The organism is Thioclava sp. GXIMD2076, from assembly GCF_037949795.1.
GTDB lineage: Bacteria > Pseudomonadota > Alphaproteobacteria > Rhodobacterales > Rhodobacteraceae > Thioclava > Thioclava kandeliae.
The window spans coordinates 635,271-648,274 of record NZ_CP149932.1 but is presented as its reverse complement, the minus strand read 5'-3'; the positions used below and the strand labels follow the sequence as shown (position 1 = coordinate 648,274).

Below are 13,004 nucleotides of genomic sequence, written 5' to 3'. Positions count from 1 at the left end.
GTTTTGTTAAGAGTTGATCTCGGCCAAGCCTTGCCAGGCAGAGACTTGTGAGAGGCGACATAACCATGCCCAATCGGCGAAGTGTCAAGAGTGGGGATGACCGGGCGACCGACGCCCATGTGCGGAGCCGTGACTACCTTGGTCAGCCGGATATCGACCGGCTTCTCGCTTCCGCCAAAAAGGGCCGCCACGGGGTTCGCGACCACCTATTGATCCTGATGATGTTTCGGCATGGACTGCGCGTCTCCGAAGTGATCGCGCTTCGTCGGCAAGACGTGGATCTTGCGCAGTCGCGGATCTGGGTCGCACGGCTGAAGAACGGGCTCAGCGTCGAGCAGCCAGTCGCTGGCGAAGAGCTGCGGGCTATCAAGCGCTGGCTCGCGCGCAGGGAGGATGCGCTGCCTTGGCTCTTCGTCTCCGAGCGCAAGCAGCCGCTCACGAGGCAGGCCGTAAACTACATCCTCGGATCCGCCGGCACCCGTGCCGGGCTTGAGCGCGTCCACCCACATATGCTTCGCCATTCCTGCGGTTTCGCCTTGGCGAACAAGGGGCACGACTTGCGAGTCATTCAGGACTACCTCGGACACCGTGATCCCCGGCACACAGCGCATTACACGCGGACGGCTGCGCACCGGTTCAACGATCTGTGGTAGCCGGAAACTGCAGCGGCTGAGAAGAGGAAGAATGGGCGGAAACCGGTCATTCGCTGCACATGCCAACGGTTCGGACTTAAACGTTGGGAGCAGACATTGAGCGGCAAACAATTAACCGGCGGACCATATTATTCAGGGCATTATGTCAGATCACTCACCCTTTGAAGGCTCTTCGAAGCGCGTTTCAATATCCGTAAATGTGATGACTTCCACGGAGTGCTTATCGGTCAATTCCGCAAAAACCAAAGGAGTGGGTTGGCTGAGCAATAAGACACGCTCCACTGTCTCCACTTCCATGCCAACATAGTCGCCCACCTTATCGAGATTCGCCTCAATCTCTTCACATCTGTTCAAGTGCTTTTTGAGGTCGTCTGGCTTGCCGTTACTCTTGATGATGCCTTGGTACTTCGATAACCGATTTGCGACTTCGCCGATTGTCTTATCAAACGACAAATCTTTGCATTCTATGATGAGAAGGCGCTTACTCGCCTTATCCCATGCCAACACATCAACATCACCAAATGTCTTTGATTTCGGCCTGTTGAAGATTTGACCATCCGATTGATTGGGCCTGGCTTCCCAGCCGATCTCACCGAACTTCTTCGCTACAATGCTATTGAACTCTTCGCCCATCTCACCATTTATTGCGTCCATCAACTTATAAAGATTCCCGTTCGTTCTGAACATATCATGCGAAAATACGCCTTGGAGCGTATTCGCATAGAACCGTTCCAAGTGCTGGACGCACATGGCGGGAGCGATTATCAGCACTGGGTCTTCTTCATCATCCAACTGGATGATGGGTTTCGTCACCAATGACAGTTGTCGTTGAAATCGCCACGGATGCCAAGCGTTGTCAGGATAACCGTCTGACACGTCAGTCCATGATGGACGCGGTTGAAGCGTAAAGCGATCGAGACATTTTCCGATTTTTTCATCGTCAAGTTCGATGTCCTTCCCGATCCGCTTGACAAGAACTGAGCGTGCCTCTTTGATGATCGGCTCGCGATCTGTCTGCAGGATCATCCAAAAACCGCCGATAAATTTGAGAAAATCTTCGGCGCTGAAGCCAAACTCATCAAGCCAAGCGTTCTCAAAGGCATCCTTATCTTTCTGTTCTTTCTCGGAAAGATCGGGCGGTGTTTGGTTTACCTCCTTGGATTCGTAGCGAGAGGCGTATTTTCTCTTCTCTCCTGCGAGGGAGTGTGCGGTAAAATGCTGACCAAACGGTCTTATCACGGAGTCACTGAACCCGTGGTCCATCATGACTTCACCAGCGGGTGAGATCACAATCTCTGGCGGCATAATGCCCGCCAGTATAGCGGCGCGGTATCCGCCCAGATGATGCATTTGTGAGGCATCAGCAAGAAGTCTGTTGATGTCCATATCACCAGGTTCGAAGCCTTTATACAAAGGGGCTTCGCATATGGCAGCCTCAGCGATGATCCTTGAGGCCATGCTCCCAGCAAACAGGCGTCCAATTTCTTCGGACGCATCTTGAACTGCAAAATCATCTGTATCACCCAGTGCCTCGACCGCACCAAAAGTACGTTTCCACACGTCGCTTTCGTGCGAACATGACTCGTGATTTAGCAATGCGCGCCCAAGCAAAGCCTCACGATCAAAGGTTGCCACCTGTTCCTTGAACCGAGTAGCAAGCGCATCAAGCAACTGAGTTAGATAAGCGGCACACGGGCCTTTGCCTTCAATTTTGTGACCGTCCGAGCGGTCGCGACACGACCATCCTAGTCCAATCCGTGTGAAGGCATCGTCTAGCTGTTCAACGACCAAAGGCGACGGCAAATGATCACGAACATAGTCGCGTAAATCTGGTTCAGCGAAGGCGTGTAAGTGCCGCGCTTTCTCTGACTTCACCACTGACCAAATCAGTGATTCGATCTCATCGGCATTCAGCTCGCGCCCTTGCGCCTCAACACAGGCGTTGATCAGTGCCCCAACAAGTTGGCGCTCTCCGAAATTGTCCGCACGACGACCTGCCGACATAAAGCCCTTCTTGACATCGATGACAACGTCCACACCCTCGGATTGAATGCCTGAGCGTCGCTCAATCAGGGAGGCAACTTCTTCATCGGTTGGTCTTGGTAGGGTCCCATCAATCGCGATCTCATCGTCACCAAAGGCGACATGGTGAGACATCTGAACACCCTGCGGCGTCTCATCTTGTGCATCAATCATGCGAAAAACTTTCTCGGCCCAATGCATCGTCAAAGAAAGCAGTTGATAAGCGCTGTGACGGTCCAAGTCATCTTTGGTGCTCACGCTTATCCAATAGGTCCCCTTTTCACCACGATAGACATTTCGATATTCCCCGTCGCGATAGCCAGTCACGTCAACATAAAATGGCGATAGAGATCGCGTACCGTATCGTGGCGTTGCATGTGCACGTTGCGCTTCTGCAAAGGTACCATCGGGACGTTGCAAGGTCTGAATGTCAGACGCTAGGTAGGATTCAATCCGCGCATCCAACAAGCTATTTGTTGGGATATGCATCATTCCAGGACGGTCCGCAGTAACAAAATCATGCTCCAACTTCTCATGTTGGACGATGTGTCCATCGTTATTCATCATCCACGCCCACAAATTAAAAATTCCGTTTGCATTGATCAGGACGATATTCTGTTCTGACACGGCGTCTTGAGCATCCAATATCTTGAATAAGTCAGTCGTCTTGAATTTAGGCATGTCATGAAAAGCAAGCGCATCATGAGGGGGCATCAAATCAATGCGCCAATTGTGAGGGAGTTCAGGTGGTCGAAATCCTACATATCGACCCCAGCCGCATGGAATAACAAGCGTCAAGCCCTCGCGGAAGTCAGACGCCTCAATGCATTTCTTACGCGCTTCCTCTATTGATTTCCGTACATAGTCCGAAATCGGTTCTACTGGGTTTGTGCCGACAAATGTTTCTTCTGCGAAGTCCTCAAAGCCATCAACAAAGAACAAGAGGTGTAGGTATCGCCCTTTATCCAGCTCTTGCACGAGTTGTGCGGCATGGAACGGGCCACAATACTGCATCTGAAGTGGCGGAGGGTTTTTCTTAAGCAAGCCTTTATTGGCAAAGATTTGCACATACGCATTGGCAAGCGCTCCGTGCAGTTCTCTTTCCATGTCCATCCTCTGACATATCGTTATCATCATGTGACGGATCGCCGTGCCGATCATCGTCGGATGGAAAACGACCAATTCATCCTTATGCAGGATGAGAGGATGCCAATCCAATGGGCTATGACCAGGCATATGGTCTAGCAGACCTTTCGCGTGATCTTTCTGAATGAAGAAGGGCTCAAGCGTTGACAGATCAATCGCATGGGCTCCAAGCGCACTCCGCGAGAAGACGACCCTTTGGCGTAACTCTCGCCACGCCTCTGGTGAAGGTTTGCCAATCCCTGATCTCGGTGTTGTGCTCCCTACATAGTATGGCGGGACACCAAATCGTTCTGCGATCAGCTCGGATAGTGTGAGGATCGAGCGAACACCATTCTTCATCATGGTGTAAGGTCCGCCATTCGGCATGTCCTGTAAGATCGTTAAGAACAGTTGAGTGTGGAAGCGATTGCCTTCTGCGCTTCCCTCAAACAGTCTATATTGCTGCCCTTCAAATGTGACAGGTGCAACAAATACATCTTCGGTGGCGTCCTCTTGCCGCCCGCACGTCCCCTTATCGAGTGCGTTAAACCAAGCTGTTACATTCGTGGGCGTAGGACGAGATTTTCCTTCTGCATGAAGGAACGCTAAGTGGATAAGGACTTCCAAACGATAATGATTGGCCTGCAACTCGGGTATGGTCATCATGGCGCCAATAATGCGCAAGCAATTTACACGACCATATTTTTTTAGTGCCCTAGAGATTGCTTTGTATTCTTTTGAGAAATCCCCAAATGTTTTGCTGAGGGGAGAGCCTGCGAAATTTTCTAGGCTGAAATTATCGCCAAGATTTAAGCTCGCCATTGTTGCTTCAGGCGGGCCTGATTTTCCTTTTATAAAATCAGAGATCAGTTTTAAGAGATCATCATCGTCTTTAGACACAATACCCTCGCAGGGAGTTGACATATACGCATTTTCGTTTTCCGCGAAGGTCGGCCTTGAGGCCACGCACGCAGTATACTCTTAGCACTTGGTCGTCGGTTCTTAGAGGGTCAGTGGAAACAGTTCTTGGGTTTCGGATTTGTCAGCAACAAGTACTGAGCATACTCAATCATTCAGCGTTCCCCTATATCGTCCAGCACCAACGAGCACCTACAACATGTGGTCGTTGGATGGCGTCGATTCAACCGTTGGGGCCGACCTTACCACAACGTGGAAGTCATTATTCTTATGAATGGCTGCTTTGATGGGCCGCGACGTAAAGCCGGAACACCGTACCCAATGGCAGCAAAGGGCCGTTCGTTGGTCTGGCTGCCTCACTTTGGCCTCAAGCGCGTCGCAGTGCCCCAGTTCGGCATGGAACTCAAAGCGATCTGTCGCAACGAAGCTTGAGCCTTCGTTTAATTGAAGCGGGAGATTGACAGGCCGAGTGAAGGACGCCCCTATCACCATATTTAAACAAGGCAGGTGGGGCATGGTGTTTGGCGTTTTCAGGAAGATGTTCGGGGGAAAAAACGCTGCAGGGCGGAACAAGGATCTTCCTGTGATTAGCGAGGCGGCCGGCTCAGGCGATGATGGCGTGGACAGTGAGCGCCGCAGCCGTTTTGAGGACTTTGAACGGGAAACGAGGGAGCGCCTTGAGGCACAATCCCATGAAATGCCAGGGCAGGCTTACTTCAGCCAATTACAGGCCCTGCAAGAAAGTATATCGGATCGCAGGTACATGGACGCAGCAACCGCGGCGCGCAAGAGCCTGCCGCTCATTCGCAAGTGGCTCGAGGATCCCAGAGGCAACGGGAAGAGGCTCAGCCTGAGCATGCCCGCGCTCACTCAAGGCGGCACCATGCTGGCCATCACCGGTGACCGGAAGGGACTGGCGATGCTGCATGATCTGGTATCAGAATTCGATCATCTCGAGGAATACCGCGCCGATGCCGAAAAGCATCTTGCCGCCATCGACCTCTTCAACGCTATTCGCAAGGCTGTCGCAGCGAAGCCTGGCATCTTGCAGAACAAGATGAAGTCGGAGGTGGGCGCCGAGGATGGCCGCCTTGTCAGCAACCTGATCTCGTGGCTGGAGAAGGCTGGCGAGATCACCCGCGCCAAGAACGGAAAGACCTACGCGCTCTACGTAGATGGCGTCGAGATGAGTGCCAAGGACGCTTCGGCAATCTACACCGAGCCGCCGCGTCCTGGGTCTCATCAGGCCAGATCCAAGCCGGGCAAACTCATCGAACTCAACCTCGACAAGCTGACCTTGTTGCCGCTGCCACCATCCCCGGAGGCCTGGAGCAGCCAGTTTACGCTGCCTGCGACCTCTGAGACATTCGAGGATGCCGAAGGTGTTTGGCGTGAACTTACTGTAGAGGCGATCGCACCCGCGGATCGCCCGGACCCTGCCTTCCGGAAACACTTCACCACGCGCGGCGGTGTGCTTTCCTTTGATGATCTTGCAAAGTCCGAGGCAAGTCTCGGTGCGCCGGGTGCAGTGATGTTCACCTCCGAGCAGGACGGCACCCCTATGATCGAACGACTGGAGCGTCCGATCTATGCGCTTGATGTTCATCCCGAGGGCCAAGGCTTCGCGACACGGTCGAAAACGAATATTCTGACCGTCTATGGTGAGGACCTGAAGGTCGATTTCGAGACCGACCTTTCCGCCACGCCCGAAGTCGCAGCAGGGCGCCGCCGTCTCGATCTTGACGGGGAAGGTGGTATCCTTTGGGGCGAACCCCACTTGGCGCTCAACTGCATCGCGCTCAGCCCTAACCGAGACCGCTACCTTTACACACACGTGGATGAAGCGTGGTGCATCGACCGGGACGGAAAGCCCCTCTGGGGTGTCCGCATGCCCGAGCGTCCGGTAGAGACCTATCATCAGACCTTTGAATTGGGCGGCATAGGCGGACATACGGGAACCGCCGTGGAAATCGAGGAGGCCCTCGAAGAGTTTGGGCTTGCGCTGCCGGTAACGCCGGATGAGATCCGGCGGCAATACCGCGGTCTAGTGCGTAAGCTGCACCCGGACCTCAGCCCGGGCAACGAGGAGCGGATGAAGGCGGTCAACGCGGCTTACGAGACGCTGACTGGGGCCAGCCACGATGATCTGCAGGGTAAGGGAAGTGCCGAGGACTTGCTGACGTTCTCCGCCACCGTGACGTTCATGACCGGCGGCGGTCCTGACCGCCTTCAGGCTGCGGCCTTCTCGGGGCGTGGCGACTCGGTGTTGCTGGGAACCTCCCAGGGACGGGTCCTGCGCATTGATGCTTCCGGCAAGCCGATCGCTCTATACGATGTGGGCAGCGCGCCGATCCGGGTCCTGGAGACGGATCGCTACCTCTACATCCAGACATTCACCCGGCTTTACGTGCTTGAAGGAGACCGCCTAGTGGGGCTGCAGGACTGCACGACCAAGTGCGACTTGCTGGTCGACGAAGGCTTGGTCTTGCTGGTCGAGAATAAGGGCGTGCGGGTGCTAACGGAGGCGGGCCGACTGCTGGGCGTTGCGCTAACCAAGGCACCGATCCGCCGGGCTGGGATCGAGGATGGCGTGCTTGTCGTCGAAACGCGAACTCATCGCGGCCGGTTCAGCGGTCTCGTTGCGTAGCACGTGAGCGATGCAGCTGTTCCGCTTGCACCGCATCGCCGCCGGTCGACCCACAGCGAGCAGCACCTTTAGGGACCGGCAGGAACGTCCTGCATTGTTGAGGTTGGCTTGCCGGACCACGCTACACAGTGTCACCAATGACCGGTCTAGGGACGTCGCAGCGCAGCATTGGCCAACCCGGTGAACGGCACCAACGGGCCGTGAGTGTCAGGCAGCGGGAGGCTGGAGGGGACATGCGGTTTGTCTGCTTCAGCAGTTTCGCCACTGCCTCTAGAGATGACGGTCAATTTGCCAGTTGCTTACAGACAAAGCCGGCACGTGTTGCAATGTCGGCGCGCGGCAGTTCTGTGATTTGGTATCCGAGCGCGGTGTAGGTCTCCCGCATGACGGCGCAGGTCGCTTCGGCTTCGGCGCGGGTCTGCTTGCGTTCGGTGTCCTGCGTGAAGATCTCATCCCAGAACGGCGCCAGGAAGACGCGGGCGTTGTAACGGGCTGTCTTGGCCGCAGCGGCGAAGTGGGGCGGCACGGGGAGGCCGCAGAGCGTCAGGTAGCCCATGATGTCGGGGATGCCTCGATCGAAGATGACAGGTCCTGAGAGTGCCTGTGCGGCGCTGTAGGCGCCCAGGTCCCGCTCCAGCATCCGTTCGGCATATGTCATGCGATCCACCCAGGGGAGGGCATCTCCGCCGCGCGCCACCTCCTCGCGAATGATCGCGCGGCCGGATTCGGGGATCGTGTGAAAGCCGCGGCGGGCAAGCTCGGTGATCAGGCTGGTCTTGCCCGCACCGGGACCGCCCGTCACGACGAAGAAATGGTCGCTCATGGGCCATCCTCGGGTTTGACAGGGGAGGGACTGCGCAGCGATCGACGCGCTGAAGGGCGCGGATCAAAGCAGCATGGATTTTCGTAGGGAAAACAGCACCGGTCTGCGTGGCAGAGGCAAATCCCTGACGAAAAAGGCAGAACTATCTGGTGCTTTTCAGTAAAATTTGGTGGAGCCTAGGGGGATCGAACCCCTGACCTCTTGCATGCCATGCAAGCGCTCTCCCAGCTGAGCTAAGGCCCCGTTCGCAAAGTGTTTTGCGTAGGCGGGTTATTAGTAGGGAATTTGGGGTAGTGCAAGCGGGAATTTTGATTTTTTGTAATTTTCCAGAAGATGTTTTTGGATGTCGCGAGGAACCATCCCAGTGGTCTCATCCATATTTGGCCCGCTTATCAAAATGTCTCTTTTTACAAGACGAGGTAATAATGTCGCCGTCCCCCTTTTCTTTTTTGTGGTCTCTGAGCTGGCCTCGAAATGGTAATTGTCGTCGTCGGTCCTGAGAAGGTCGCTACGCTGTGCGCGGCGGTCTTCTTTGCGTCGCCTAAGACGCAAGTCGGTGAGCTGCAGCTTGAATATCTGGTGGTTACGACACTGGGGTGCGGTTAGGGTTTGGCTCGCGCAGGTGGGACCGCAAGGCGACGCATGAGGCGCCGAAGGGCAGGCATCCTAACTCCCCCGGGAACACGCACCCGCTCCGGATCAACGCTTCTGTGGACCTCCCCTCACTTTGCTGCGCCTCCACCAGTCCGATTGTTTGGGCGCAGCACAGCCCCCGCGCAGATGCAAGAGCGCCTGAGACCGGCGGGCCGTCGCGACATGGCTGGTCCCGGTTTCTGACAACCAATCAGGACTACGGTGCCGGCACCAACCAGGAATTCCATTGGGAACGTTGCCGCATATGGTCCTTGTTGATCCCGCTCGCTGCGAAAGTGATGCCAGACAGGTCTTTGTTAGACGGGACAAGATTGACCCGCCCGCCCGAGGTTTGGTGGAATACGAGATGGAAGAGACCTTATGTTCTGACATATCGGCCTTCGGTAGCTGTAAAAGGGTGGGGCATGTTAAAGGGCGCCTGCATCATCTTGATGGTATGCGTCCGGCATGGCGTGATGCGGTGCCAAGGGCAGGATTTCTCCTCTCCCTCGATCACTGCCTCGCGCCCAGGAACCGATTTATCCAGCAACTGGCGGAATGCCCCCGGAATCTCGAAATATGGGGAGCCATTGTGCGCAGCGCATCCGGTTGCGAGCCTGAACCTGAACCGGGAAAGCTACCAGAGGATCAAACCCGTGGTGGATCTTCGCGCTTGCCGACCGGAGTGGCGATGCGGATTTGTTGCGCGAGATGATCGGCTTTATCGCGGAGCACCTGATGGCTCGGAGGTAGGCGTGGACCAGGGAGACATCAGGGCTGAGCGGCTGGCTCCGCGCAATGGCCCCAGAGAGCGGGATCGGCAGATCCGCGTATCCCGACATATCCGGTCTGGGGAAGGGAAGCGGGGAGGCTGTTCTCAGCGACACCCAGTAACGATCTTCCAGAACGTCAAGCAGCGCTGCTTTTTCAGCGGGGGTTTGCGGAGAGCTGTCGATGTGTCTCTGGTGGTCGGCCGGTTTGGTGATCTCGGCGCATAGGGGCATGAAAAAAGGCCGGGAAGATGTCCCGGCCTTTCCATCGTTATCAGCCCAGCTCTGCCAATCGTTTGACGGCAGCGGCGATCTTGTCCGCCTCTTCCTGACGAAGTGCCAGATTGCCGCGAGTTTCCTCGATCACCTCGGCCTCGGCTTTTTCGAGGAATTTCGGGTTCTTCAGACGCCCCTCCATTCCGCCGATCTCCTTCTGGATCTTGGCCAGAGCCTTCTCCAACCGAGTCTTCTCGGCTTTGACGTCGATCACCCCTTCGAGCGGCAGGCCGAAGAGCGCGCCATGGGCAGGGATCGAGATCGCCCCTTTCGGGATCGGCCCTTCGGTGATGCTGTCCACGCGCGCCAGTTTCAGGATCAGCGCCTCGTTATTGGCAAGCGCCGCACGCGCCGCCGCATCGGCCTCGGCCAGGATCATCGGCAGTTTCAGTCCCACCGGCACGCCCATCTGCGCCCGCGAGGAGCGGATTTCCTCGATCAGCGCGATCACCCAGTTCATCTCGGCATCGGCTGCCGGGTCAACGAGTTCCGCTGCCGTGTAAACGGGCCAATCGCCATGGGCCAGAAGCTTCGTGCGCTCGCCGGTCAGCTCCCAGAGCTCTTCGGTGATGAAGGGCATGATCGGGTGCAGCATGGTATAGGCCTGATCCAGCACCCAGCGCATGGTCTCGCGGGTTTCCTGTGCATGCTCGCCGTCAAACAGAGGCTTGGCGAATTCGACATACCAGTCGCAGACCTTGCCCCAGACGAAGCCGTAAAGTGCGTTGGCGGCGTCATTGAAACGATAGGTGTCAAAGGCCGCATCGACCTCTTCGCGGACCTTGGCGACCTCGCCCACGATCCAGCGGTTTACCGTATGGGTGGGCGCGGGCATTGCGACAGGTGCGCCCTCGAACACCCCATTCATCTCTGCGAAGCGGGTCGCGTTCCAGATCTTGGTGCCGAAGTTGCGATAGCCCGCGATGCGGTCTTTCGAGAGTTTCAGCACGCCGCCAAGGGCCGCCATCGACGCATTGGTGAAGCGCAGCGCGTCGGCCCCGAACTCGTCGATGATTTCCAGCGGATCGATGACATTGCCGGTGGTCTTCGACATCTTCTTGCCCTTCTCGTCACGCACGAGCTGGTGCAGGTAGACGGTGTGGAACGGCACCTGATCGACAACGGCGAGCTGCATCATCATCATGCGCGCCACCCAGAAGAACAGGATGTCAAAGCCGGTGACCAGAACATCGGTCGGGAAGTATTTCTTGGTGCTCTCGTCCCAGTTCGGCCAGCCCAGCGTGCCGATCGGCCAGAGGCCCGAAGAGAACCAGGTATCGAGCACATCGCCGTCGCGCCAGACCGGATAGACCAGATGGGTCGGGTCCTGAGACAGGTTATACTCGGCCAGAGATGCCGCCAGCGTTTCCATTGCGGCCTTCCGGTCGGCCACCTCGACGATACGGGCCGCCGAGAGTGGCACGGGCAGAGCGGCATTCGCATCGCGGAACATCTCGGTCACCGAGTCGAAATCGGCGGCGCAATGGTGGATGTCACCACGGTGCAGCATGCCGCCTTCGTTCAAGAGACGGCCCAGTTCGACCTCGTCCAGATCGCCATTGTTCTCGTCATCGGTGAAACCCGTCACCGACAGGTCCAGGCCATACCATACAGGGATCTGATGCCCCCACCAGAGCTGGCGCGAGATGCACCACGGCTCGATGTTTTCGAGCCAGTGGAAATAGGTCTTCTCGCCCGATTCCGGCATGATCTTGGTGCGGCCATCGCGCACGGCATCCAGTGCCTTGCCCACGATCTTCTCGGCATCGACGAACCACTGGTCGGTCAGCATCGGCTCGATCACCACCTTCGAGCGGTCGCCGAAGGGCTGCATGATCGGCTTGTCCTCGACATAAGGCACCCAGATCGCGGCTTCGTTATCCTCGTCATCAGTAATGATCTTCTCGATCGTCACCGCAAGCCCGGCGGCATTGATATCCGCGATCACCGCCTTGCGGGCCTCGAACCGGTCCATGCCGCGATATTTCTCGGGCACGAGGTTGAGGCTGTCGATCTCCATCTCGCCCGCTTCGGCGCCTGCCGCGATCTCGCGGGCACGCGCCACGCAATCCTCGTAGGGCAGGCCATCGGCGCGCATCGCGCCCTGCATGTCCATCAGGCGATACATCGGCAGGTTGCAGCGTTTGGCGACCTGATAATCGTTGAAATCATGCGCGCCGGTGATCTTCACGGCGCCCGAGCCGAAGGTCATGTCCGGATATTCGTCCGCCACGATCGGGATCAGACGGTCACAGAGCGGCAGATGCACCATCTTGCCGACGATGGGCGCATAACGCTCGTCTTTGGGGTTCACGGCCACCGCGCCATCGCCCAGCATGGTTTCGGGGCGGGTGGTCGCGATGGAGATATAGTCGCGCACCTCCTCGAAGGTGACGTTGCCGTCTTCGTCCTTCTCGCGGTAGGTATAGGTCTCGCCACCGGCCAGCTTGTATTTGAAGTGCCACATATGGCCCGCGACTTCGATATTCTCGACTTCGAGGTCCGAGATCGCGGTCTCGAAATGGGGGTCCCAGTTCACGAGACGCTTGCCGCGATAGATCATGCCCTTGTTATACATATCCACGAAGACCTTGATGACGGCATCGTGGAAATTCGGGCTATTTTCGTGGCCGGTGCGCGGATCGCCCGGTGCGCCCGCCATGGTGAAGGCATTGCGCGACCAGTCACAGGACGAGCCAAGTCGCTGAAGCTGGCCCACGATGGTCGAGCCGTATTGGCCCTTCCAGTCCCAGACCTTCTCCAGGAATTTCTCGCGGCCCAGCTCGCGGCGGCCCGGCTGGCCGGTCTTGGCCAGTTCCTTTTCCACCATCAGCTGGGTGGCGATGCCGGCATGGTCCTGACCCGGCTGCCAGAGCGTGTCAAAGCCGCGCATCCGGTGCCAGCGGACCAGAATATCCTGAATGGTGTTGTTGAACGCATGGCCCACATGCAGCGCGCCGGTCACGTTCGGCGGCGGGATCATGATGGTGAAGGTTTCGGGGCGCGAGGCATTGGCGCCCGCTTTGAAGGCCCCTGCCTCTTCCCATTTGGCGGAGATGCGGGGTTCTGCCTCGGCGGCGTTGAAGGTCTTTTCCATCGGCATGCGTCTGATCCTTGTAAGGCTTGGCCCTCTTTAA

The 13,004-nt window shown here is 57.0% G+C and carries 5 protein-coding genes, 1 tRNA gene and 1 pseudogene; 3 read left to right on the top strand and 4 right to left on the bottom strand.

All coding sequences use genetic code 11. From position 1 onward, the window contains the following. Positions 1 to 65 precede the first annotated feature (65 nt). Positions 66 to 653: a tyrosine-type recombinase/integrase gene (locus tag WDB91_RS03190; protein WP_339113726.1), complete on the top strand. Its 588-nt coding sequence runs from the start codon at positions 66 to 68 to the stop codon at positions 651 to 653. Between the two features lie 150 nt (positions 654 to 803). Here WDB91_RS03190 and WDB91_RS03185 read toward each other — a convergent pair whose 3' ends face one another. After that, positions 804 to 4,700, bottom strand: a complete 3,897-nt coding sequence (locus tag WDB91_RS03185) for a hypothetical protein (protein ID WP_339113725.1) — start codon at positions 4,698 to 4,700, stop codon at positions 804 to 806. Positions 4,701 to 5,232: 532 nt separating this feature from the next. On the opposite strand from WDB91_RS03185, the gene WDB91_RS03180 reads away from it, so the two are divergent. After that, the gene (locus tag WDB91_RS03180) at positions 5,233 to 7,365 is read left to right on the top strand and encodes a DnaJ domain-containing protein (RefSeq protein WP_339113724.1); all 2,133 of its coding nucleotides are present in this window, start codon (positions 5,233 to 5,235) and stop codon (positions 7,363 to 7,365) included. A 283-nt stretch (positions 7,366 to 7,648) separates the two neighbouring features. Here the strand turns inward: WDB91_RS03180 and WDB91_RS03175 are convergent, their stop codons facing one another. Together WDB91_RS03175 and WDB91_RS03170 are read right to left on the bottom strand one after the other, a co-directional pair. Then, on the bottom strand, positions 7,649 to 8,188 hold the full coding sequence (locus WDB91_RS03175; protein WP_339113723.1) for an AAA family ATPase: 540 nt from the start codon (positions 8,186 to 8,188) through the stop codon (positions 7,649 to 7,651). Between the two features lie 167 nt (positions 8,189 to 8,355). Then, positions 8,356 to 8,431, bottom strand: a tRNA-Ala gene (locus WDB91_RS03170). A gap of 1,037 nt (positions 8,432 to 9,468) precedes the next feature. On the opposite strand from WDB91_RS03170, the pseudogene WDB91_RS03165 reads away from it, so the two are divergent. Next, positions 9,469 to 9,651 (top strand): annotated as a pseudogene (locus WDB91_RS03165) (IS256 family transposase); the annotation flags it as partial. A gap of 214 nt (positions 9,652 to 9,865) precedes the next feature. Here the strand turns inward: WDB91_RS03165 and WDB91_RS03160 are convergent. Continuing rightward, entirely contained in the window at positions 9,866 to 12,970 is a 3,105-nt protein-coding gene (locus WDB91_RS03160) for a valine--tRNA ligase (protein WP_339113722.1), read from the bottom strand. Positions 12,971 to 13,004 lie beyond the last annotated feature (34 nt).

Bases quoted from the DNA above. Each gene is read 5' to 3' on its own strand.
- WDB91_RS03160 (WP_339113722.1), bottom strand. From the start codon at position 12,970: ATGCCGATGGAAAAGACCTTCAACGCCGCCGAGGCAGAACCCCGCATC.
- WDB91_RS03180 (WP_339113724.1), top strand. From the start codon at position 5,233: ATGGTGTTTGGCGTTTTCAGGAAGATGTTCGGGGGAAAAAACGCTGCA.
- WDB91_RS03190 (WP_339113726.1), top strand. From the start codon at position 66: ATGCCCAATCGGCGAAGTGTCAAGAGTGGGGATGACCGGGCGACCGAC.
- WDB91_RS03175 (WP_339113723.1), bottom strand. From the start codon at position 8,188: ATGAGCGACCATTTCTTCGTCGTGACGGGCGGTCCCGGTGCGGGCAAG.